We start from the raw sequence: 25063 nt of genomic DNA on the forward strand, positions 1-25063 counted from the left end.
AAATCAAAAATAAACTAATGAAAATTAAAATTTTTAGTCTGGCAGTTCTATTATTGTTTATCTCAAAAACAGCTGCACAGGAATTTAAACTAGGAAAAGTTACTATTGAGGAACTAAAAGAAAAAAGACATTCTATAGATACAGCAGCAGTTGCTGCAATTCTATATAAAAAAGGAAGTGCTAGATTAGACTATAATCAAAACGATGGCTTTGTTTTAACAACTGAAGTCGAAACTCGTATTAAAATATACAAAAAAGAGGGCTATACTTATGCTAATCAAACAATTGGTTATTCTGTTTTAGGAAACTCAAAAGAAAGCATTCAAATAACAGATGCCAATACTTTTAATTTAGTAAATGGAAAAATTGAAAAAACGAAGCTTAAAAGCGATGGAATATTTGACGAGTCAGTAAATAAATTTTTAGGCAGAAAAAAAATTACAATGCCTGGCATTGTTGAAGGGTCTGTGATTGAATTTAGATATGTAGTTAAATCTCCTTACGTATCATGGATGCGTGACTGGAATTTTCAATATGCGATTCCTGTAAACCATTCAGAATTTACAACTTACATACCTGAATATTACGTTTATAATGTAATGCAGAAAGGATATGTTTTTCCAAAAGTTACAAAAGACAGAAAGAGTGCTTCAATCATTTTAACGAGTAAAGAAAGACCTGATGCCCGTGGAAATGGTGGGGCAACTTCTTTTTCTCAGGATAAAATAGATTATTTTGAAGACAAAACTAATTATGTAATTGATAATGTGCCAGCAATAAAAGAGGAATCTTTTGTAAACAACATTGATAATTACAGAGCGGCGTTGTCTTACGAATTGTCAGTTGTTAAGTGGCCAAACACACCAATTAAGTCATATTCATCGGATTGGAACTCTGTTGTTAAAACAATTTATGATTATGATGATTTTGGTCAAGAGTTAAATAAAACTGGTTATTTTGAGGAAGATATAAAAGCTGTTTTAGCAGGAACAAATACATCTGATGAGAAAATATTGGCACTTTTGAACTATGTTAAATCAAGAGTAAAGTGGGACGAATATGAAAGATATACTTGTGATAAAGGTGTAAAAAAAGCATATCAGGAAAAAGTTGGTAATTGTGCAGAGATAAACCTTATGCTTACTGCCATGTTAAGATATGCAGGTTTTACAGCAAACCCGGTTTTAGTGAGTACACGTTCAAACGGAATTCCTTTATTTCCTAACAGAACGGCATTTAATTATGTAATTGCGGCGGTAGAAACTCCAAACGGAAATATTTTACTTGATGCAACAGATAAATTCTCGACACCAAATACTTTACCATTAAGAGTATTAAACTGGAATGGTCGTTTAATTAGAAAAGACGGGACTTCTGAAGAAGTAAATTTAATGCCTACAAAAATTTCTGGTGATAATGTATTTATGAATTATGCTATAGATGCAGAAGGTAAAGTTACAGGAAAAACCAGAAGACAGTATACTGATTACAATGCTATGATTACAAGAGACAATATCAGTAATTTAAAAGAAGAAGAATACCTTGAAAAATTAGAAAACAAACATAACAAAATTGAAATTAGCGATTACTCTAAAACCAACGAGAAAGATATTCTGCAGCCTATTATAGAAACATACTCTTTTGCCGGAACAAATTTATGTGAACTTATTGGCGGGAAAATTTATGTAAATCCGATGTTGTTTTTTACAGAAGACAAAAACCCGTTTACACAAGAAGTTAGAGAATATCCAGTAGATTTTAGTTATCCTTTTGCTGATAAATACAATATTACAATTCAAATTCCCGAAGGTTTTACAGTTGAAACTTTACCGGCTCCAACGGTTGTTACTATGGAAGATAATCTGGGAACTTTTAAATTTAATATCGCAGCAAATGGGAATTCTTTGCAATTGTCAGTTTTACATCAAATCAACGAAGCAATTGTATCAGCAGAAAAATACGAAATGCTAAAAGATTATTATAAGGCAATGGTGGCTAAAGAAACCGAGAAAATAGTTTTAAAAAGAATATAAGTATGAAAATTTCAAGTTCAGTAATTGTTTTGTTTTTCCTTTTTATTATCAAGGTACAATCTCAAACTTACGAATTAGGGAAAGTAACTATTGCTGAACTTGAAGAAAAAATGCATCCTCTTGATTCTGGTGCTGTCGCAGCAATTTTATTTTGCAAAGGAGTTTCTAAAATAGATGACAGCGATTCAGAAAATACGGTCCAGATGCGAATAAAAATCTACAGAAAAGAAGGTTATGACTGGGCAAATGCCCAGTTTGCGTTTCTAGCAGGAAAATTAAACACAATCAGCTTAACAGATGTCTTCACATACAATTTAATAGACGGAAAGATTGTAAAATCTAAACTCAAACCTGAAAGCGAGTTTATAGAAAAAAACAATATAATATTATTGGATAAAGAAAATTACTTTCCCAGATGTAAAAGAAGGTTCAATTATCGAATATAAGGTTAAAAGTTATGGCGGTGGTATTCGGGATTGGAGTTTCCAAAAAAGCATTCCGGTTAATTATTCAGAATTTAAAACTATAATTCCTGATGCTTTTACTTTTAAGAAAAATGTTACTGGTTTTTTTGTTCCAAAAGTAAGTACAAAGATAGCATCGAATACATATCATTATTTAGCACATGAAACAACCTATTCTCTTGAGAACCTTCCTGCAATGAGAGACGAGAGTTATGTTAATAATATAAAAAATTATTGTGCTTCTATTTCTCACGAACTTGAAACCATATCTATTCCGGGAACATTTTTTAAATCCTTTTCTACAAATTGGCCGGCTGTAGCCAAAACAATTTATGAGTATGAAGATTTTGGTCCTGAATTAAATAAAACAGGATATTTTGAAGAAGATATAAAACTTCTTTTAGAAGGAAAAATAAAGCCTGAAGATAAAATGACAGCAATTCTTAGTCATGTAAAAAACAATGTAAAATGGAATAATTACGTAGGATATGGATGTGACAAAGGTGTAAGAAAAGCTTATAAAGAAAAAATAGGAAATTGTGCTGACATTAATTTAATGCTTACTGCCATGCTCCGTTACTCAGGTTTAGAAGCAAATCCAGTTTTAATAAGCACTAGATCTAACGGTATTAATTTTTTTCCGAGTACCGAAGGTTTTAATTATGTAATAGCAGGTGTTCAAACTCCAACAGGAATAGCTTTATTAGATGCTACCGATGAATTTTCAACAATAAATGTGTTGCCATTAAGAGATTTAAACTGGATAGGAAGATTAATTCGAAATGACGGAACTTCTGAAACCGTAGATTTAATGCCTAAAAAAAACTCAAACGATCTAATTTCTATGGGTTTTGATGTTAAAGCAGATGGGAGCATAGAAGGAAAAGCTAGAAGGCAATATTAAGATTATAATGCATTTAACTTTAGACAAAAAATATCTAAAGAAAATGAAGAAACTTATATTGAAAAATTTGAGAATGAAAGTGGAAAAATCGAAATAAGTAATTATAAAAGAACTAATCAGAATGAAGTTTCAGAGCCTGTATCAGAATCATTTTCTTTTAAAGGAACAAATCTTTCTGAAATAATAGGAGATAAAATATATATAAATCCAATGCTATTTTTCTTAAACGAAAAAAATCCTTTTAAACAAGAAAAAAGAGAATATCCGGTTGATTTTGGATTTCCTTTTGCAAAGCGCTATGCTATTACTATCACACTACCAGATAATTTCGAAGTAGAAAACCTGCCTAAGTCCTTAGGTCTGATTATGGAAGATAATTTGGGAGTTTTTAAATTTGATGTTGCCGTTGTGGATAAAAAAATACAATTATCAATGATACATCAAATCAACGAAGCAATATTTCCGGTAGATAAATACGAAATGCTTAAGGAATACTATAAAACGATGATTGCAAAGCAGACTGAAAAAATAGTTTTAAAACGAATATGAAAATAAAATCTTCAAGTTTATTAATACTTCTGTTATTACTTTTATTTGTTTCCAAAACCAATTCTCAAAATTATCAATTAGGAAAAGTTACAGTTGCTGAACTTAACGAAAAAGTACATCCAACAGACAGCAGTGCTGCTGCGGCTATTTTGTTTAAAAAAGGACGAACGTATTTTAGTTATAATAAAGATGTTGGGTTCTCCGCCAATCATGTCTGCGAAGTCAAAATCAAAATTTATAAAAAAGAAGGTTTGAAATGGGCCGATCAAAAAGTTCGTTTTTACATTGGATATGACAACTTAAATGAAGATCGATTAGAGTTTTCGGATGCGGTAACTTACAATCTTGAAAATGGTGTTATTGTAAAAACAAAACTTGAAAACCAAGGCTCATTTAAGAAAAAGATAAATAAATACTGGAAGGAAAAAGCCATTACACTGCCAAATGTAAAAGTTGGTTCTGTAATTGAATATAAATATATTTTAAAGTCGGAGAATATTGTAAAGTTTCCTGACTTTGATATTCAATATGAAATCCCGGTAAATTATTTTTATTATAAAACAGAAATTCCGGAGTTTTATATTTATAAACCCATTTTAGTTGGAGGAATCCCGCTTGAAACGGAAAGTAAATTTGTTACGGGAAGTCAAACTTATGATAACCAATATAATCAGACAAATTCATTTTCATACCGACAAATCGATGCCTTTTATTCAGGAAAAAATGTTTCTGCCTTGACAGAAGAACCTTTTGTAAATAATATTGAAAATTACAGAGGACAAATTAAACATGAATTAGAAAGAGTCCGCATGCCGGAACAGCCGGTTAAAGATTACGCTCTGACTTGGGAAGGAGTTGCTAAGACCATTTTTAATGATAATAGTTTTGGAAAAGAACTTACTCAAAATAATTTTTTGATTGATGATGTAAAGCGTTTGCTTGGAAATGTCGAATCACAAAACGAACGATTAAATCTAGTTTTTACTTACGTTCAAAACAGAATGAACTGGAATGAAATCAATGATTATTATACAGACAAAGGTGTTCAAAAAGCATATGCAGATCAAACAGGTAATGTCGCTGAAATAAACTTTATTCTAATAAATATGCTAAAACTGGCTGGAATAGATGCAAATCCGGTTTTAGTAAGTACAATAGAAAATGGACTTCCGGTTTATCCAACCAGAACAGGATTTAATTATGTTATTGCTGCTGCCGAAATTGATGGAAAGCAAATTTTACTTGATGCAACACACAAATATACATCGCCAAATATTCTGCCCCTAAATGTTTTAAACTGGAAAGGGAGATTAATTAAAAAAGACGGAACTTCAATAGAAATAGATTTAGAGCCTTCATCTCCATCCAGAGAAAATTTTAATATGCTTGTAAAAATAGATAATGAAGGAAAAATGAATGGTCAGGTTAGAATTTTGCGTACAGATTATGACGCGTATAGATTTAGAGTTGAAAACAGTGGTAAAACTCAGGGTAGTTATTTAGAGAAATTTGAAGAACAATTGGGTAATTTAAATATTTCAAACTATAAAATAGAAAATCAAAAGTCGAACATCAAAGATCCAATTATTGAAACTTTTGCATTTATATCAAATAGCCAGTCGGAAATTATTGGCGGAAAAATATTTTTAAATCCGTTATTGTTTTTTACTAGAACAAAAAATCCTTTTAATCAGGAAGTAAGAACAATGCCTGTTTATTTTGGTTATAAATCTCAGGAAAAATATAATATTAATTTAGAAATTCCTGAAGGTTATACGATCGAATCAATGCCTTCGAAAATTAAAGTTGCATCAGAAAATAATGATTTGGTATATACGCTGAATTTCCTTTCAGAAGGAAACAAAATTCAAATAAACTGCACAAATGAAATTAACAATAGTATTTTTGCTGCTGAGCAATATAAAGGTTTGAAAGATGTTTTTCAAAAAATTATTGCCAGTCAAAATGAAAAAATTGTCCTTAAAAAAATATAATCATGGATTTGAAAAATGCACAACTAGATGTTGATACCTGGATAAAAGAACATGGAGTTCGTTACTTTAACGAATTAACCAATATGGCACAGCTTACAGAAGAAGTTGGGGAAGTAGCCAGAATTATTGCGCGTCGTTACGGAGAACAATCTGAAAAAGAAAGTGATAAGAACAAAGATTTAGGAGAAGAATTGGCAGACGTTGTTTTCGTAGTTCTATGTTTAGCCAATCAAACAGGAATCGATTTACAAGCCGCTTTCGACAAAAAAATGGACTTAAAATCGGTTAGAGATAAAGATCGTCACAAAAACAATGATAAATTGAAATAATTGTGAAATATTACTTATAAGTTTTGAATTATGAGTTTTGAATTTTGAATTATGAATGGGGAGTGGTAAATTGCGGGGCTGAATTATGTTTCTAATCATTCATAATTCAATTCACAACTTACAATTAAAAAAATGAATTTAAAATTAAGAACGAATCCGCAATTCACAATTGATGATTCGCAACTCAATATCACAGGTTCTAAAAGCGAAACAAACCGTTTATTATTACTAAAAGCATTATTTCCAAATATTACTTTAGCCAATACTTCAAATTCAGACGACAGCGAAGTAATGCAGAAAGCATTAATTGGTAATGACGAAATTGTTGATATTCACCACGCCGGAACTGCAATGCGTTTCCTGACTGCATATTTTGCTGTAAACGAAGGCAGAGAAGTTGTTATGACAGGTTCAAGCAGAATGCAGGAACGTCCTATAAAAATTTTAGTTGATGCTTTAAGACAATTGGGAGTTGAGATCTCTTATGAAAAAGAAGAAGGTTATCCACCAATTAGAATTAAAGGAAAAAAAGTTACAGCTTCAAAAGTAACTCTGGCGGCAAATGTGAGCAGTCAGTACATTTCGGCACTTTTATTAATAGCTTCAAAATTAGAAAATGGTTTAGAACTTACTTTAGAAGGAGAAATTACTTCTATTCCATATATCAAAATGACTTTGGCTTTGCTAAAAGATTTAGACATACAAACAAGTTTTCAAGGAAACGTAATTAAAGTTTATCCAAAACAATTTGTAGAGTCAAAAGAAATGGTGGTAGAATCAGATTGGAGTTCGGCTTCTTATTTCTTTAGTTTAGTTGCATTATCTGATACTGCAAAAATTACATTAAGCAGTTATAAAGAAAATAGTTTACAAGGAGATTCAGAATTAGTTTCACTGTATGAAAAAATGGGTGTAAAAACGACTTTCCAAAACAATAAAATGACTTTGGAAAAAGTAGCTGGATTTAATTATCAGGATGTAAATTTTGAATTGAATAATACACCAGATATCGCTCAGACTATTGTTGTTACTTGTTTAGGTTTAGGAATTGGATGTCACTTAACCGGACTTCATACTTTAAAAATTAAAGAAACAGATAGACTTGAAGCTTTAAGAATTGAATTGACAAAATTAGGAGCGAATATTTCTGTAACTAATGATAGTTTAACTTTAGAACGTTCAGAAACTATTAATCATGATGTTCATATCGCAACATACAACGATCATCGTATGGCAATGGCATTTGCACCTTTAGCAATAAAAGTTCCAATTATTATCGATGATGCCGAAGTAGTTTCAAAATCATACCCAGATTTCTGGAACGATTTAAAAGCGTTGAATTTTCAAATTTCAGAATTGTGAAATTTTTGAAACCATATAAGTGATATAAGTTCATTTAAATAAAAGCTTAACGTATAGTTTATAAAACATAGCCTCTGGTTTTAACCAGAGGTTTTTTTTATGTGTATCTAAAAGCAAACCCTACATATTTTCAAAACCTGTCGGGTTTAATATATAGAATCTGCATTTAAAAATTGCTGTTAATATGAACTTATATCACTTATATGGTTCAAAAAAAAACATTTTTAATGGTTCTCAAAACCTCACAAAATCAAGGACTTTTGAAAATAAAAGCCAAAACACTTGACAACGCCTATCTCACAATCGTATATTTGCAGGCGATTTAAAATTTTAGATAAAAAAGTCTAAGATTTATTTTTTAAAATCTAACTTCAAATATGAAATTATCACACTTCAATTTCAACTTACCGAAAGAACTTTTGGCTGAATTTCCAGCAGAAAACAGAGACGAATCTCGTTTAATGGTAATTGACCGTAAAAAAAACACAATTGAACATAAAATGTTTAAAGACGTGATCAACTATTTTGATGACGGAGACGTTTTAATTTTAAATAATACAAAAGTTTTCCCTGCACGTTTGTACGGAAACAAAGAAAAAACCGGAGCTAGAATTGAAGTTTTCTTGTTAAGAGAATTAAATTCAGAGCAGCGTTTATGGGATGTTTTAGTAGATCCTGCTAGAAAAATCCGTATTGGTAACAAACTTTATTTTGGCGATGACGATTCGTTAGTTGCTGAGGTAATTGACAATACAACATCTCGTGGAAGAACTTTACGTTTTTTATATGATGGTTCTTACGAAGAATTCAGAAACAAATTGACAGAACTTGGAGAAACTCCAATTCCTAAATACATCAACAGAGATGTAACTCCGGAAGATGCTGAAAGATACCAAACAATCTACGCAAAAGAAGAAGGAGCTGTAGCAGCGCCAACTGCTGGTTTACACTTTTCAAAACACCTTTTGAAAAAATTAGAAATCAAAGGAGTGAATTTTGCTGAGGTAACTTTACACGTAGGTTTAGGAACTTTCAATCCAGTTGAGGTTGAGGATTTATCTAAACACAAAATGGATTCTGAGGAGTTAATAATTACTCAAGCAGCTTGTGATATCGTAAACGAAGGAAAAGCAAAGAAAAAACGTATTTGTGCAGTAGGGACAACTTCTATGCGTGCAATTGAAAGTTCTGTTTCTTCTGCAAATACTTTAAATCCATACGAAGGATGGACAAATAAATTTATTTTCCCTCCTCACGATTTCAGTATTGCGAACTGTATGATTACAAACTTCCACACACCAAAATCAACATTATTAATGATGATTTCTGCTTTCTGTGGTCACGATTTAATGAAAAAAGCATACGAAGAAGCGATCAAAGAAGGATACAAATTCTATTCTTACGGAGACGCGATGTTAATTCTTTAATTGGAATTAATTTTTCAATATAAGAACCCGACAGTTTTTTAGAAGCTGTCGGGTTTTTTATTTGTTTCAAGTTTCAGGTTTCAAGTTTGACGTTCGGTGCGAAATTTAAACGCAAAGTTCGCAAGGATTTTTTGCTCAGTTCTTGTTTACCAAGGTCAAAAAAGTGCAAAGCTTTGCGAACTTAGAGTTCGTAGAGGTTAACCGAGATAAAAAAACTTGCGTGCTTTGCGGTTAAAACAACAAAGTATATCGACTTGAAACTTTAAACTTGAAACAAACCAAACAAATTTTGTTATTTTAGCAGGCAAAACAAAAAACACAATGACTTTTCAAAATACACGCGAATTTGCACGAGAGCTAGATTCGAAAGACGCATTAAAACATTATCAAGAACAATTTATTTTTCCGAAAGTAAATGATAAACGAGTAATTTATTTTACAGGAAATTCTTTAGGATTACAGCCAAAACGAACCAAAGCATATATCGACGAAGTAATGAATGACTGGGCAGAACTTGCTGTTGAAGGTCATTTTTATGCTGAAAAACCATGGTGGGATTATCAGGAAAGATTTGCAGAACCATTGAGTAAAATTGTTGGAGCGCTTCCGTCAGAAGTTACGGTGATGAATACTTTGACCGTAAATCTTCATTTGCTGATGGTTTCTTTTTATCAGCCAAAAGGCAAACGTTATAAAATTATCTGCGAAGAAAAAGCTTTTCCATCAGATCAATATATGTTTCAGAGCCAAGTAAACTTTCACGGATATAAAGCTGAAGATGCAATTGTAGAAATTAAACGCAGAGAAGGAGAACACAATATTCGTCTGGAAGATGTTTTGGCAAAAATTGAAGAAGTTGGCGATGAATTGGCTTTGGTTTTAATTGGTGGAGTAAATTATTATACGGGACAAGTTTTTGATATTAAAACCATAACTGCTGCCGGACAAAAAGCAGGAGCAAAAGTAGGTTGGGATTTGGCACACGCTGCTGGAAATATCAAATTAGAACTTCATGATTGGAATGTAGATTTTGCCGCTTGGTGCAGTTATAAATATATGAATTCAGGTCCAGGAAATGCTTCTGGATGTTTTGTTCACGAAAAACATCACAATTCAGATTTACCAAGATTTGCAGGATGGTGGGGACACAACAAAGAGCGCCGTTTTAAAATGGAACCTACTTTTGATCCCGTTCACGGAGCCGACGGATGGCAGATTAGTAATCTTCCGGTTCTTTCTTTAGCGCCTTATTTGGCTTCAGTAGAAATGTTTGCTGAGGTTGGAATGGACGCATTAATTGCAAAACGTGATCACATTACTTCATATTTGGAATTTATTCTGCACGAAATTGATAAAGAAGTAGAAAGTACTTTTGAAATTATTACACCAACAAATCCAGAAGAAAGAGCTTCACAATTATCAGTATTTTTACATGGAGAAGGAAGGGCTTTATTTGATTATTTAATGAAAAATGGAGTAATTACAGATTGGCGTGAACCAAATGTAATTCGCCTTGCGCCAGTTCCTTTATATTGTTCTTATGAAGATATGTATGATTTTGGTCAAATCCTGAAAAAAGGAATTTTAGGGAAGTAAAAAAATAATCTCGTAAGGCGCAAAGATTTATATTTGCCACAGATTAAAAGGATTAAAAAGATTTTTTGAGTTGTCTCCAGCTTTAGCTGGAGGTATTTAGGATAAAAAGTTTATAAGGCTTTAGCCAAACTATACGAGTTTGACTAAAGCCTTTTCTTTTGTTATTACCTAACATCCAGTTAAAGCTGGCGGGAATTTAGCTTTAAATTTTGCATCTCTGCGCCTTTGCGAGATTAAAACATCAAGCCAAAGCTCAAAATAATCTGCGAGAAAAGCACAATATCTTCTAATCTTATAAACTTTTTAAAAAATTCTGTAACAACCCTTATAACAGATATTCCGTATTTTGTAGTGTATAATTTTAAAAACTACAATCATGAAAGGCTTATATATATTATTAGCGGTTACAATTTTAACTTCTTGTCAACAACAAAACAAAGAAGATATAAATAAAGCCAGACAAGCCAGCATTGATTCAATGAAAGTTGAGATTAACAAACAGCGTGTTATCGATTCAATGAAGACAGAAATGGCAAAAATAAAAGAAGAGCAAAAAATTGAATCTCAAAAAGCTGAATCACAAAAAGTTGTTGTAGTACACCAAAATGACGGTACGGCAGCGTCAGTAGCTACTAAAAAGAAAGGTTGGAGCGCAACTGCCAAAGGTGCTGTAATTGGTGCCGGAGTTGGAGCTGCAACAGGAGCAATTGTCAGTAAGAAAAAAGGTGAAGGTGCCATCATTGGTGGTTTAGCAGGAGCTGCACTAGGAACAGGAACCGGAGCAGTTATTGATAGTAAAAACAAGAAAAAAGAATAGATTTTTGACTCTATACAAATAAAGAACGCCGATTTAGAATTTCTAAATCGGCGTTGTGTTTTATGCTATTTTGATTCTGGAATTTGAATCGCATTCAATTCTGATTTATAAAAATCAAATTGGTTTTTAATTTTTTCTACTTCCTTTTTAAAATAAAAAGTCGATGAAAATAAATTCTGGTAGTATTCGATTCCTTCCAAAATGTTTGTTTTGAAAGAATTCCATTTTTTTAATTGAATTGCTGTTACTTCTCCTGAAATTGTTTCGATTTCATTTCTAAAATAATCTACATACATTTTTAACTCTTTCACAAATAAATTTGGACGATCTGTTTTTAAAATAGATTTATCCTGATAAATGTGCTGAATCATTTCTTTTAAAGAAACTTCCTTATCAAAATAAGCCAGATTTGGTCCCGGACAAATTACAACACCTTGTGCCTGGCCTTTTATTTTAATATCATTTTCAAGATAAGAAGCATTGGCTAAACCAACACATAAACAGGATTTCTCCGTTATTTTGATTTTACTTTTCTTAAATTCTTCTGGAGATAAACTATCTTTTTTACTTTCTAATTCTTCTAGCTTTATATCCTGATATTTTTTAGATGCCGTACAAATTCCATGAGGATCATATTCTTTGCTCAATGCTAAGAATTTTTTAGGGCATGAACTTCCGGCTTTGTTTTCCTGAATTCTCTTTTGTTTTAAAAATTCATTAGTTGTTCCTTTTAAAGTATTAAAAGGAACTCCCAAAGGTGAAATATTACTTAGGTAAAAATCATCTTCTTTGGCATTCATCAATAAATTTCGGGTTTCCTGATCTACAGAAGTAGCTTCGGGAACTAATAAAAATGGCGATCCCCAGCCAACAGAATCAACTTTGTATTGATCTAATAAAAACTCATGTTCCTCGGCAGTTCCTACACCGCCTTGAACCGTAATTTTTAATTCTAAAGGATTTTCAGGAAAAGGTTGATTTTTTGCCTCTAAAGCTTTAATCATTAAATCATGGGCAGATTGTATCAATTGCTCTTTTTTCTGCTTGAATTCTTCTAAAATTGTACCCAATAAGAGTCCGTCAGTTGCAAAAGCATGTCCGCCGCAGTTCAGTCCCGATTCAATTCGGTATTCCGAAACCCAAAGCCCTTTTTTAGCAAGGAAATTTCCCTGAATCATTGCCGATCTAAAATCACTTACTTTTAGAATAATTTTCTTTTTAAGTACATTCTTTTCATTTGGAAAAAAATCTTTAAAATTTTCGAAGTAACCAAATAATCTCGGATTCATTCCGGCTGAAAGTACAACAGAGGATTCCAGATTACTATTGGCAAAACCTCTTAAAGCGGCATGTGCATCATTAAATTCAATCGGAAGCTGTTCGTTTTTTATAAAATTATCTTTGTCCAGTTTAGTCATAATATTTACGTCAACTTCCCCCGGAAAAAGATGTGTTTCGATATAATTCTGAATATTTTCTTTAAAAGCAATTCCATCATCTAATAAATTTTGAAATCCTTTTTTAATATCAGAAGTATTCGGAAGCATCGACATAAAATTTTCAAGAGCCGTTTTGCTTTCTGTTAATTCAGCTTTAAAACTTTCGAATTTTTCTTTTACAATTTTGTCTACTAAATTTAAATAAGAAGTAATTCTTTCTGCACGGTAATCCTGAAATTTCTGAGTAATTTCTTCGTATGGAAAATTGAATTTTGTGCTGTAAAAATTACGCATCTTTTCAATCAAATCATCATCGGCGAGAGCGATTACAGATGAGATTCCATATTGTGCCACGCGAATGGGGCTGTCAATCGTATATGCAAGACCCATTACCGGAATATGAAAGGTATGCAAAGGTATTTTTGCCATTTGTTTTCAGATTAAAATAAAGGCAAATATTGAAAAAGTGATTCTTCTAAAAGCTGATAATTGTCAGGTTTGTGGATTTTTGAGTAAACTTTTCCGCCACGAATTCACGAATTTTATTTAAAATAATTCGTGAATTCGTGGCGGAAAAAATATTATATCAAAATCTTCTTCAAAGACTCTGCAATACTTCGCCATAAAAAGTTATAGAATGATTTTTCCTGAATTCTTTCAACTTCAACATCTGCAGTTTTGGCTTTGTCTTTGGAATCATTTTTTACTAATAAATTAGCAATTGCCGATTTGAGTTTGGCTTCTTTTTCAGGATGTTTCTTTTTGTATAATTTCACTTTTAGGTCGTCATAATCTAAAGATGCATTTCCTTTTGAAACATTATCATTTCCATAAAAATTAAAACGATATTTATGAAAAGCTCCCGTAAATGTGGCATTCATATAAGGTTTGCTGAATTGCTCCATCGCCCGTACATCAAAATTCGAAATTACGCCCTGTATATGAAATCCGTCGCTTTTATCCAGAACATTAAAACTCCAGTCAACATCGAGTGGAGATGTCTTCATAAAAATGGTTTTTACTTTGATTTTCACATCATTTGTTTGTTTTAATCCAAAACCACTTCGAAGATTAGTTGCCTGTAGATTGAATTTGTCAAAGGTTAAAACTCCCGGACCTTTAGAAAAATCAATTTCTTCTTCGTAAACCAATTTTGATTTGAGAACCTGCAGCGTATCAATTTGAAGTGGAAATTTAATATTTCGCAGTAAATGATTGTAAAGGTATTTTTTGCTCAAATCGTCTTTGGGCATTTTTCCGCGGTAAATATTTGCATCAAAATGATTGATTACAACCGAATTCGCTTTAAAGAAAAAACGGGCATTTTTAAAACCCCAATTCATTTTTGCAATTTGAGCCGAATCAAATTTTAAAGTATAAATATCCTTTTCTTTATCTAAACGGTTAATAAAATCGCGTCGGTTAAATTGCGGAAGATTGGAGAAATTATTGATTTTTAGAAAGTTCTTTTCGGTACTTATTTTGCCAATGTTGATATGATAAAAAGCACTCTGGCGATAAAATAAACTATCGCATACTAAAGTATATTTTTGAAATTGAAGCGGAATTTTTTCTTTTAACGTAGCATCTGTAATTAAAATTCCTTCCAGTTTTAAAAGAACTTTTTTTATACTTAAGATTGGTTTTTGAGAATCTAAAGAAACAACATCTACTGTTCCGTCGTTTAGGTAAATATTCGAAACAGCAATAATTTTGCGAAAAGGTTCGACAATTTCATTTCGAATGCTTTTGCTGTTATTCAAAAGTTTTTCGCCTTTTTTATATAAAATTACTCTGGGTTTATTGATAATAATGCTTTCAGCCTGAATAACATCGCGAAAAGCCAGATCCCAAATATTAAAATGTTTTATCGTAATGGATTCTATTTTAGAAAAAAGTCCATTTTTGCTGTCTTTTGGCTGGTTTTTTGGATTTACTAATAAAGTCTCGGCATAAATATTTCTTGAAAAAAGTGAAACTTCAATTTTTTCATAATTGATATCATAAACCGTTTTATTCTTTTCATGAATAATAATCGGAAGCTGTTTTTTAATCCAGTAATTAAGTCCAATGTTGGCAAAAATTACGAGTAGAAAAAGACAAATTACCCCAACTGCTATTTTTTTATAGATTGACATTTATAGTATTGTTTAAATACATAAATTTAGGCTTTTAAAAAGAATCATTTTTACATTATTCTTTTTTTTGGTTACATCATTTTTCAAACTTTATGGTTATACTTTTTGTAAAATATGAAAAGATTTAAAAAATTTCTGCTGGTTTTATTGGTTTTAATTGTTGTGCTTGGAATAGGTTTGTGTGCCTATATTTTTCATTTGAAGCCTAAATATGAAGGTGAACTCAAACTGAAAAATCTCAAGAATGAAACCACAGTTTATTTTGATGAATACGGAGTTCCTCATATTTATGCCAATTCTGAAAAAGATGCTATGACGACGCTTGGATATGTTCATGCGCAGGAAAGATTATGGCAGATGGAATTGCTCCGCAGAATTGCTCCGGGAAAATTGTCTGAAATCTTTGGTTCTGTGGCGCTTAAAAATGATAAGTTTTTTATAGGGATTGGTATCGAAGAAGCTTCGGCAAAAGCCATTGCCAAATTAGATAAAAACAGCCCGAGTTACCAATTGACTCAGGCTTATCTGGACGGAATTAATCAATATTTAGAAGAAGGAGTTACACCTATTGAATTTACACTGGTTGGCGTAAAAAAAGAAAAATTTACGATAAAAGATGTGTATAATATTTTTGGATACATGTCTTTTAGTTTTGCAATGGCTCAAAAAACAGATCCTTTATTGACAGAAATTAAAAATAAATTCGGTGCTGCATATTTGAAAGATTTAGGCATTGAAGGAGAATTTAACAAAACACAAATTAAAAGTTCAAAAGAAAATATTGAAGAGTATACGGCGATTTCAAAATCGATTACTGCTTTATTAGACAAATCGCCAATTCCGCCATTTATAGGAAGTAATAGCTGGGTTGCCGGGCCACACAAAACGAAAAGCGGAAAAGTAATTTTTGCCAATGATCCTCATATTGGCTTTTCGCAGCCAGCGACTTGGTACGAAGCACATATTGTAACACCAGAGCATGAATTGTATGGCTGTTATCTGGCCGGAACTCCTTTTCCGTTATTGGCGCACAATCGTGATTATGCGTATGGATTAACAATGTTTGAAAATGATGATATTGATTTTTATCAGGAAAAAAATAAAGCTGGTGACTTAAATCAATACCAAACACCGGAAGGTTTTGCAAAATATGAAATCAGAAAAAAAACAATTAAAGTAAAAGATACCTCAGATGTAGTTCTAACGGTTAAATCAAGCCGACATGGACCTATCATGAACGATTTGCTGGAAAGATTAGATAAAAAACATCCAATTGCAATGTTGTGGACATATACGCATCAGCCCATTCTAATTCTGGATGCAGTTTACGGACTTTCTCATGCAAAAAATAAAGATGAGTTTAAAAAATCGGTTCAGCTTGTTGCCGCACCGGGTTTAAATGTTATGTATGGTGATGCAAAAGGAAATGCAGCCTGGTGGGCGACAGGGAAATTGTATAAACATAATAAAGGTGTAAACACGCATTTAATTCTGGATGGTTCGAGCGGAAAAGATGATATTGTTGAATATTTAGATTTTTCGAAAAATCCTTCGGCTGAAAATCCGGAATGGGGTTATGTATATTCTGCAAATAATCAGCCGGAAGCGATTGACGGTTTTTTATATCCGGGATATTATCTGCCTGAAGACCGTGCCAAAAGAATTTCAGGTTTAATGAATGCAAAATCTGATTGGGATAAGGATGCGATCAGCAAAATGATTTATGATAACACATCTGAAGTTGCGGTTGTAACGGTTCAAAATCTGATTTCGAATGTTGATTTAAATTCAATTTCAAAAGAAGAAAAAGAAGCAATTAATGTTTTAAAATCCTGGAAAGGAACCAATAATCTGGAAGATATTGCCCCAACGGTTTACAATAAATGGGTTTATGTGTATTTGAAAAATACTTTTGAAGACGAAATGGGTGAGGATAATTTTAATTTGTTTTTAGGAATTTCTGTTGGTAAACAAGTTATTGCAAATCAGGTTAAAAACGAAAATTCGGTTTGGTGGGATAATATCAAAACCAAAAATGTAAAAGAAACGAGAAAAGATATTATTTCAAAATCGTTTCACGAAGCGATTTCTGATCTTCAAAAACAATTAGGAAATACAATTTCTGACTGGAAATGGGGAGAAGTTCACACTGTTGAACATGAACATCCTTTAGGAAAAGTCGCCGCACTTCGCAGACTCTTTAACGTTGGACCTTTTGCTTCGCCGGGTTCTAATGAAGTAATCAATAATTTATTTTTTGGTTTAACTAATGAAGGAAAGTATTACGTAAAAGGCGGCCCTTCAACCAGACGAATTGTCGATTTCTCAGATATTGAAAACAGCTGGAGTATTCTGCCAACAGGACAATCGGGAAATCCGTTTAGTAAACATTATAGTGATCAGGCCGAAATGTACAATGCAGGAAAATTTAGAAAAATGAAACTGAATAAAGATGAGATTATAAAAACTTCGACTAAATTAATTTTTAAGCCAAAGAATTAGATTTGTTGAGATTAAAAATTGAAAAGGTTCAAAGGTTTCATTTTTTGGAACCTTTGAACCTTTTTCACTTTGCTTCTTTACTTACTTCGATATATATTTCCCAAGGACAATATCATTAGCAAAAATCTTCAGGTTATTGCTAAGTACTTTGCTTGTTGTCATAATATTTTGCGTTTGGTAAGCTGTATCTTTTTCGTATGCTTTTAGCAAAGTTTCCAGTTCAACTTCGTCATAAACAACAAAAAGATTATAAATCGCATCTCTAAAATTTTTGTAGTTGATGCTCTCTGTAATTTCCATTGCTTTTTGCTCGTTCCAGCCTTCTTTTTCAGAAGCTTCGTTTATTTTAGATACACAATAATCAATTACATAATTTTTGTAATGAGCCGCTTCGACGATTTTATCAATTATGATTTTATTTTGCTGCGAAGGCATTTTTGGAGCCTGAAAATTGGTTTGCGAAATACAAATTGCCGGAATAAAAAGACATAGCAATAAAGCGAGAAAAGCATGCTTTTTTAGATTTTTCATAGGTTATTTTATTTGTTTTGGGTACAGCTAAAATAATTCTTTTTATGATAAATCATCGATTTTGAATGTTACAAGTTATAACAAAAAACTCCGATAAACCAGCTTTAAATCTGTTCTATCGGAGTCAATTTTAAGTTTTGTTCTAAAATTATTTTGCCTTATTTTTTGAAAGTTCTTCTAACACTTTTTTACCGCCTTCGTTAGTAGGATCAAGTTCAACAGATTTTGAATAATTGGCAAAAGCCAGTTTTTTGTCGCCATCGGCCAAATAAGCTTCGCCTAAACTATCGTAAACATTTCCGGATTTTGGGAAAGCTTCAACATTAATTTTAAAAACCTCAATTGCTTCTTTCTTTTTTCCGGTTTGTAATAATTGATATCCAACGCGGTTCATATCGCCTTCCTTAATGCCATATGTTGGATCGTTTTTCAGTTTTTTATAAGTATCTAAACCGGCAGCTGTTCCTTTCTCTGAAAAAGCATCTAAAAGTTCAAGTGCCAAAGATTTTTTAGGCTGATCAAATGACTGATTGTATAAAATATTGCGAATTGAATTGTTCATTTCACCTAAAACAGTTCCTCCAGTATTATTTAATAAAACTACCAGAATTTTATCAGCCGGAATACGCGAAATAATCGTATTGAATCCATTAATACCGCCGCCATGCTCAATAATTTTCACTTTTCCTTTACCTTCAATATTTACATCTTCAAGAGACCATCCGTAACCGTAAGATTCGTCTCCCCATGCTTTTATATACGGCTTAAATAAAGATTCCATCGATTTTTCTGAAAGCAATTTATTTGTGTAAAGTGCCTGATCCCAAAGATATAAATCTTCAACAGTTGAGTAAAGAGAACCCGCTGCATACGGAATACTCATATCAATATATGATGCATTGCTGTAACGCTTTCCTTCTTTTTCATATCCTGCAGCACGATTTTTTGTAATTATTTCACTATGATCGTAACCGGAATTAACCATTTTTAGAGGTGTAAAAATAGTTTCCTGCAAATATTGCTCATAAGTTTTACCTGTAATTTTTTCGATAATATAACCCAATAAAAAATAACCCGAATTGCTGTAATTGAATTTTTCGCCAGGTTTAAAATCAAGAGGCAGTTTATCAAATGTTTTTATAAAATCTGCTGGAGAATAAGGGTTTTTGGCCTTATCTTTTAAGAAGTTTGGTGCATTTGTGTAATTCGGAATTCCAGATGTATGTGTCAGGAGATGATGAATTGTAATTCTGTCGCCATTTTCTTTTGGATAATCTGGCAAATAGGTTGTAATAGGAACGTCCAGTTTCAGTTTTCCTTCTTCAGCGAGTTTTACAATTAATAGCGCTGTAAATTGTTTGGTAATCGAGCCTAATCTAAATTTTGTATCCGGCTGGTTAGGAATATTCCATTCCATATTGGCCTGACCAAAACCTTTTTTTAAAATTACTTTTCCGTTTTCGGCCACTAAGGCAGATCCGTTAAATTGTCCGTATTCATTGTATTTTGCTAAAAGATCTTCGATTTGTTTCGCTTTGTCCTGCGCAAAAATATTTAAGCTAAAAAGCTGTAATATCACGCAGAGTACCATTAGTTTGATTGATTTTTTCATATTGATTGTATGGTTTAAGATTAATGAAATGATTCTTTTTTTGATTGATGATTGAAACTTTTAAAAACTAGATTTTCAGTATGTTGAATCGAAATTACGATTTTTTATCTGAATAAAATCCATGTTCCTAAAATGTTAGACGATTGAGTTTTGATTTGGTTTCACGATTCATCAATTTTTTTCATTTCATGTTAAAAAAATGTTTGAAGTGAACTAAATTTCCTTTTCAAAGGGTTTATGTTCATAGCTTACAATTCTTTTTAATTTCCAATCTTTTCCTTTGCGTTCCCAGATATGAATAAATTTTCCGGTTCCTTCCGGAATATCGTTATTGTAAAATGTATGTTCGCCAACCTGCACGGCACCAAAATCTCCCAATTTATCAACCGTACAGGAATTTAACCTTCGGATTAATTTTTCGGGTCTTGAATATTTTTCGACTATAACTTTGATTTTATCCCCATTTGGGATATTTAATCCATAACGGTCGTCATAAAATTCAATATCATCGCTGATTATTTTTTTAAAAAGTGCTGCGTCACATTGGTTAAAAGCTACATCAAAAAGAAGATTATCCATTTCGATAATTTCGTTTTTTAAAAGATCCATTTTTATTTTATCACTGTTTGTTTTTGAAGATGCCTGTCGGCTTAAAAACAACATGAAAAGTACTAACGTATTGATCATCGGTATCATAATAATTGCTGTTTACTATTCAATTATTTTGTTTCGATATCGATAAGTTTTTGACCTTTTTCTCCAAGGTAATGCAGGAGTAAATCGACATAGGTTTTATAGCCGTCATCAACATTGGTAAAAATAATAAGGCCTTGTTTTGTTTTTGGCAATATAAAAAACAGTGTTTGAACACCTTGATCAGCACCGCCGTGAGATAAAGCATATTCTCCATTTCCTAAATCGTAAATTTCAAAACCTAGACCAAAATATTTATTCTTTTTAGTCCCGACCTGATGCGCATTCATCTCGTCAAAAACCTTTTTACTTAAGCCATCGCTGTTTAAAACACTGCAAAGAAATTTTCCGTAATCTTCAATTGTGGTCAACAGATCGTCGGCAGCATTTGCGGTTTTATTTTTTACAGTTTCGTAGGCATTTCCTTTGTTGTCGTAATTAGCGGCATATCTCGAAAGATCGATTTTATCATTCCAGATTAATTGAGAATCGTTCATTTTTGCAGGTTCAAAGACCAATTCTGAAGCAAGTTGATCTAACGTTTTGTGGAATTTTTTCTCCAGTGCTTTTCGCAAATATTCAAATCCTTCGCCGGAATATTGATATTGAGTTCCGGGTTTAAATTTAAAATCCAGTTTTTTAGACTCATTAAAATACCTCCAGTTCGGGAAACCCGTTTGATGGCTTAGAATAATTCTTGTTGTTAGTAATTTTAAATAAGGATCTTTTGCAATATCAGGATCGGTCCAGTATTTATAAAGCGGTTCATCAAGATCCCATTTTCCTAAACTTACTAATTTTAATGTGGTAATCGCCGTTATAGGTTTTGTCAGCGATGCAACGTTCCAAATTGTGTTATACGGAGCCGTTACGCCTTTTTTAAGTTCTCCAAAAACTTTTACCTGTTTCAGTTTTCCATCTGCAATAATACCAATTCCTAAAGCTGGAACTTTATTTTCTTTCAGCCATTTTTCGGTTAAATCATCATTATCAAAAAGAGTTGATTTGTTTGGAGCAGCACTTACCGTTTGATGGTCATAACTAAGCGATCTGGACAATTTCCAAACCTTGTTTTTTAAAAGCCAGACATGAGTAAATTTTGCAGTACTTCCAAATTGTTCCGGTTTTCCAGCGGAAGTTTCATAAAAACGATGCGTTCCAATTTGTATTGCACCGTACAAAACACCTTTTTTGTAAAGTGGATAAATTTCGGTGCTTCCGTCAACTAATTCTCTTCGTGATTGATACGTTGTTGGCGAACCACATAATCCGCTTTTTAAAGTTTTTAGAAATTTTGCTTTGTCCGAAATACTGTCTTTGTCGTGAAAAAACTCAAAATCTTCGGTTAGTAAATCTTCAAACTGTTTAATGTTGCAAGTATTGAAACCAACATTAAAAAGAAGACTGTCTTTTGATAAAATGGTTTTGTACAAAGTTGAGTTTTCAGTTTCCTGAGAAAATCCAAATTGGATGTAAAAGAATACAATTCCAACCAGAAGAACTCTTAATTGGAAAAAAGAATGATTGATTTTCATTTGTGATTGATTGATGATTAATGATTCTGCAATATTACGTCAATCAATACTTGAAAAAATAGTATAAATGCGAAAACTTATCTTTTTTGAGAAAGAAAATAGGAATTGGGATCGAACATTTTTGGCGTTGTTTTCGTTACATCTTTAAATTTCTTTATAAAATGCGATTGATCGAAGTATTTATTGTAGAGCGCAACATCGGTCAATTTTAGTTTTTCTAAATCAGAGTTTACCATTTGATCGACTGATTTTCTGAATTTTAAAATCTGAATGTATTTCTTAATCGTTAATCCGGTTGCAGTTTTAAACTTAATCTGTAACAATCGCTGCGAAGTATTTAATGCAGAACTAATTTTAGAAACCGAAATTTCTTCTTCATTGTTTTTAATGAATTCGCAGATTTTTTCGATTACATTTTTCTCTGAATGAAAATCTGATAATTCTTCAAAATAAGTATTTATTGTTTTTAATAAAGTTTCAATTTGAGAATCAATATTAACTGTAAAAGGCAGTTCTTGAGAATTAATTCTAAGAATTGAATCTGAAAAATTATCCAATTCATATTTTGGAAACATCGAAAGCGTCCAGGCATGCAGCTGAATGATAATAACTTTAGTTTTCGGCCCAATATTAACCAAAACTTTATTAGTCATTTGCGAACAAAAGTAAATGCCTTTGTTCATTTCGTATTTGTTTTTACTCGTATGAACTTCTATTGCATTTCCGGTAACAATGGCCAGATTAAAACAGCCATTTGGTAAAACGAGTTTATTTTCGATCAGGCTTTCGCCGATGCTGTTATCCAAACACCAAATTTTATTGACGAACCTTTCCGTTTTTTGAGTTACATAATGTTCTGAATAGAGGTTCATTTTTTTGGTATTAAAATCTTAGACTAAAATAAGATTTTTTCTATTACCATATAATTATTCAAACTCTCCAAAATAATCTCGTTTCGTATTTTTCCATTCTTCTAGAATAATACTATAATAAACATCGTCTCTGCTATTTCCTTCAGAATCGATATAATTATTTCGGAATAAACCTTCTTTCAAAGCACCTAGTTTTTCAATTGCTCTTTGTGATCTTTCGTTTTCAAGATCAGCGCTAAATTGTATTCTCTTAAAGTGAATGTTTTCAAAACCAAATTTTAATAATTCATATTTGCAGGCTTTGTTTAAACCAGTTCCCTGAAATTCTTTTCCATACCAAGTCCAGCCAATTTCACATTTTTGGCTCACATGATTTAAATATCCGTATCGCGTACTTCCGGCAACCCGGTTTGTGGATTTATCTATAATAAGAAACGGGTAACAAATTCCGTCAGCTTTTTGTTTTAAAGTGTTTTGAATATAATTTTCAAAATCCTGATCGCTGCGAACGTACATTCCCATATATTTCCAGATTTCGTCATCAAAAATAATTTCTTTGAGCTCGATATTTCTTTCATTCTCAAAAGGAATTAATAATACCCTTTCGTTTTCTAATATAATTTCTGATTGTAAAATTTCGCTGTTCATTTGTGGTTATTTTTAAATTATAAAAGATAGATAGTTTCTGTTCAGACGAAATTACTTCTTTTGAAAATCTAAATAAATCCATAAAAAAGAGATTTTGTTATGAAAACAGGTATTGCCCGAGAGTTTATTTCAAAATAATATTGGTATTGAAGGTTAAATATTTGTTGTATTTTAAAGCTTATGTACAATTATTACTTATTTTTACGATCTTATATATTAGATTTTCCCCGATGCAAACTTCACTAAAAATTGCTGTTGTAGGTTCTGGACTTGTAGGATCGCTTTTGGCAATTTATCTTAAAAAAGCAGGTCACACGGTTCATGTTTATGATCGCAGCCCTGATATTCGAAAAATAAATTTTTCCGGCCGTTCTATTAATCTGGCAATGTCTAACCGAGGCTGGAAAGCGCTTGATGGTGTTGGAGTGGGCGATGCAGTTCGGGAAATCGCAATTCCGATGGATAAACGCGCAATTCATTTAGTCGACAAACTCAATTTTCAAAATTACGGTCAGGAAGGCGAATCTATTTATTCGATTTCCAGAGGAACGCTAAACAGAAAAATGATTGATTTGGCCGAAAATGCCGGAGCCGAATTTCATTTTGAACAAAAAATCTGGGATGTAACGCTGAGCGATGCAACTTTGCATATTGGCGAAAGCGAAAGAGGTGAGTGGGAAGAAAGAAAATACGATATGGTTTTTGGTGCCGATGGAGCATTTTCACGAATCCGTCATAGAATGCAGAGACAAAGCATGTTTAATTATTCGCAGGAATTTTTAAATATGGGATATAAAGAATTAAATATTCCGGCAAATGCAGATGGAACACACAAATTGGATAAAAACTCATTTCACATTTGGCCGAGAGGTGAGTATATGTTAATTGCACTTCCTAATCTCGACGGAAGTTTTACGTGTACTTTATTTATGCCTTTTGAAGGCGAAAATTCTTTTGAATCGCTTACAGATCGTAAAATGGTCGAGAATTTCTTCGAAAAAAATTTCCCGGATTCGATTGAAGTAATTCCGGAACTGGCAAATGATTTCTTTAAAAATCCAACAAGTACTTTGGTAACCATGAAATGTTTTCCGTGGACTTATGAAGATAAAATTGCTTTGATTGGTGATGCCTGTCATGCAATTGTTCCGTTTTACGGACAAGGTATGAATGCCGGTTTTGAAGATATTACAGTTTTAAATGAAATGATTGAGAAATTTGGAGACGACTGGAAAAAGATTTTCACCGAATATCAAGTTTCCCGTAAACCAAATGCCGATGCAATTGCAGAGCTTTCGTACCGAAATTTCATGGAAATGAGTACCAAAACGGCAGATGAAAAATTCTTATTACAAAAGAAAATAGAAAAAGTTTTCTCAGATAAACATCCTGATAAATGGATTCCACTTTACAGCCGTGTTACTTTTAGTGACCGCCCGTATGCCGAAGCTTTGGCTATTGGAGATTATCAAAACGGTATTATGGAAGAAGTTTTAAGACTGGATAACATCGAAAATATCTGGAATACACCAGAGGTTGAAAATAAAATCCTGGAGTTACTGCAAAAATGAATCAATGCCAATTACAATATCAAAAATCAATTTTAAATTGACATTGT

Annotated in this window: 20 protein-coding genes; 12 read left to right on the forward strand and 8 right to left on the reverse strand. The window is 32.2% G+C overall.

The window, feature by feature from the left end; translation table 11 throughout:
• The first annotated feature begins 17 nt into the window (after positions 1-17).
• The 10 genes from BUC29_RS10240 to BUC29_RS10275 all read left to right on the forward strand — a co-directional run bounded on the left by BUC29_RS10240 (position 18) and on the right by BUC29_RS10275 (position 11475).
• Positions 18-2033: a transglutaminase family protein gene (locus BUC29_RS10240; RefSeq protein WP_073415906.1), complete on the forward strand. Its 2016-nt coding sequence runs from the start codon at positions 18-20 to the stop codon at positions 2031-2033.
• Between the two features lie 2 nt (positions 2034-2035).
• Positions 2036-2479 carry a hypothetical protein gene (locus BUC29_RS21790; protein WP_317043483.1) on the forward strand — a complete coding sequence of 148 codons (444 nt, stop codon included), beginning with the start codon at positions 2036-2038 and terminating at the stop codon, positions 2477-2479.
• A 214-nt stretch (positions 2480-2693) separates the two neighbouring features.
• Entirely contained in the window at positions 2694-3401 is a 708-nt protein-coding gene (locus BUC29_RS21795; RefSeq protein WP_317043484.1) for a transglutaminase-like domain-containing protein, read from the forward strand.
• A 210-nt stretch (positions 3402-3611) separates the two neighbouring features.
• Positions 3612-3950 carry a hypothetical protein gene (locus BUC29_RS21800; protein WP_317043485.1) on the forward strand — a complete coding sequence of 113 codons (339 nt, stop codon included), beginning with the start codon at positions 3612-3614 and terminating at the stop codon, positions 3948-3950.
• Positions 3947-5944 (forward strand): DUF3857 domain-containing protein, encoded by a 1998-nt coding sequence (locus BUC29_RS10250; RefSeq protein WP_084538619.1) that lies wholly within the window; start codon positions 3947-3949, stop codon positions 5942-5944. Before BUC29_RS21800 ends, BUC29_RS10250 begins: the two co-directional genes overlap by 4 nt.
• A 2-nt stretch (positions 5945-5946) precedes the next feature.
• Entirely contained in the window at positions 5947-6273 is a 327-nt protein-coding gene (locus BUC29_RS10255) for a nucleotide pyrophosphohydrolase (protein WP_012022600.1), read from the forward strand.
• Between the two features lie 132 nt (positions 6274-6405).
• Complete coding sequence (gene aroA, locus BUC29_RS10260; RefSeq protein WP_073415908.1) at positions 6406-7635, forward strand: 3-phosphoshikimate 1-carboxyvinyltransferase; 1230 nt, start codon at positions 6406-6408, stop codon at positions 7633-7635.
• Positions 7636-8012: 377 nt separating this feature from the next.
• Positions 8013-9062, forward strand: coding sequence for a tRNA preQ1(34) S-adenosylmethionine ribosyltransferase-isomerase QueA (gene queA / locus BUC29_RS10265; RefSeq protein WP_073415911.1), 1050 nt, complete (start codon positions 8013-8015; stop codon positions 9060-9062).
• Positions 9063-9383: 321 nt separating this feature from the next.
• Complete coding sequence (gene kynU, locus BUC29_RS10270) at positions 9384-10658, forward strand: kynureninase (protein ID WP_073415914.1); 1275 nt, start codon at positions 9384-9386, stop codon at positions 10656-10658.
• A 376-nt stretch (positions 10659-11034) separates the two neighbouring features.
• Positions 11035-11475 (forward strand): YMGG-like glycine zipper-containing protein, encoded by a 441-nt coding sequence (locus tag BUC29_RS10275; RefSeq protein ID WP_073415916.1) that lies wholly within the window; start codon positions 11035-11037, stop codon positions 11473-11475.
• Between the two features lie 65 nt (positions 11476-11540).
• Here the strand turns inward: BUC29_RS10275 and BUC29_RS10280 are convergent, their stop codons facing one another.
• Complete coding sequence (locus BUC29_RS10280) at positions 11541-13343, reverse strand: hypothetical protein (protein ID WP_073415918.1); 1803 nt, start codon at positions 13341-13343, stop codon at positions 11541-11543.
• Between the two features lie 152 nt (positions 13344-13495).
• Positions 13496-15052: a hypothetical protein gene (locus BUC29_RS10285; protein WP_073415920.1), complete on the reverse strand. Its 1557-nt coding sequence runs from the start codon at positions 15050-15052 to the stop codon at positions 13496-13498.
• Between the two features lie 114 nt (positions 15053-15166).
• Between BUC29_RS10285 and BUC29_RS10290 the strand changes: the two genes are divergently transcribed.
• Entirely contained in the window at positions 15167-17554 is a 2388-nt protein-coding gene (locus BUC29_RS10290; protein WP_073415922.1) for a penicillin acylase family protein, read from the forward strand.
• Between the two features lie 81 nt (positions 17555-17635).
• On the opposite strand, the gene BUC29_RS10295 is transcribed toward BUC29_RS10290, so the two are convergent.
• The 6 genes from BUC29_RS10295 to BUC29_RS10320 all read right to left on the reverse strand — a co-directional run bounded on the left by BUC29_RS10295 (position 17636) and on the right by BUC29_RS10320 (position 23445).
• Positions 17636-18085, reverse strand: coding sequence for a hypothetical protein (locus BUC29_RS10295; protein ID WP_073415924.1), 450 nt, complete (start codon positions 18083-18085; stop codon positions 17636-17638).
• Between the two features lie 148 nt (positions 18086-18233).
• A complete protein-coding gene (locus tag BUC29_RS10300; protein WP_073415926.1) occupies positions 18234-19697 on the reverse strand; it encodes a serine hydrolase domain-containing protein in 1464 nt (487 codons plus the stop codon).
• 213 nt (positions 19698-19910) lie between these two features.
• Positions 19911-20393 carry a nuclear transport factor 2 family protein gene (locus tag BUC29_RS10305; protein WP_073415928.1) on the reverse strand — a complete coding sequence of 161 codons (483 nt, stop codon included), beginning with the start codon at positions 20391-20393 and terminating at the stop codon, positions 19911-19913.
• 23 nt (positions 20394-20416) lie between these two features.
• Positions 20417-21925 carry a serine hydrolase domain-containing protein gene (locus BUC29_RS10310; RefSeq protein ID WP_073415930.1) on the reverse strand — a complete coding sequence of 503 codons (1509 nt, stop codon included), beginning with the start codon at positions 21923-21925 and terminating at the stop codon, positions 20417-20419.
• A gap of 77 nt (positions 21926-22002) precedes the next feature.
• On the reverse strand, positions 22003-22797 hold the full coding sequence (locus BUC29_RS10315; RefSeq protein ID WP_073415932.1) for a helix-turn-helix domain-containing protein: 795 nt from the start codon (positions 22795-22797) through the stop codon (positions 22003-22005).
• 54 nt (positions 22798-22851) lie between these two features.
• On the reverse strand, positions 22852-23445 hold the full coding sequence (locus BUC29_RS10320; protein ID WP_073415934.1) for a GNAT family N-acetyltransferase: 594 nt from the start codon (positions 23443-23445) through the stop codon (positions 22852-22854).
• Between the two features lie 230 nt (positions 23446-23675).
• Here BUC29_RS10320 and BUC29_RS10325 point away from each other — a divergent pair, with 230 nt between their 5' ends.
• Positions 23676-25016, forward strand: coding sequence for an FAD-dependent oxidoreductase (locus tag BUC29_RS10325; RefSeq protein ID WP_073415937.1), 1341 nt, complete (start codon positions 23676-23678; stop codon positions 25014-25016).
• The last annotated feature ends 47 nt before the right edge of the window (positions 25017-25063 follow it).

It is taken from the genome of Flavobacterium defluvii (genome assembly GCF_900129555.1).
Taxonomy (GTDB): Bacteria; Bacteroidota; Bacteroidia; order Flavobacteriales; family Flavobacteriaceae; genus Flavobacterium; species Flavobacterium defluvii.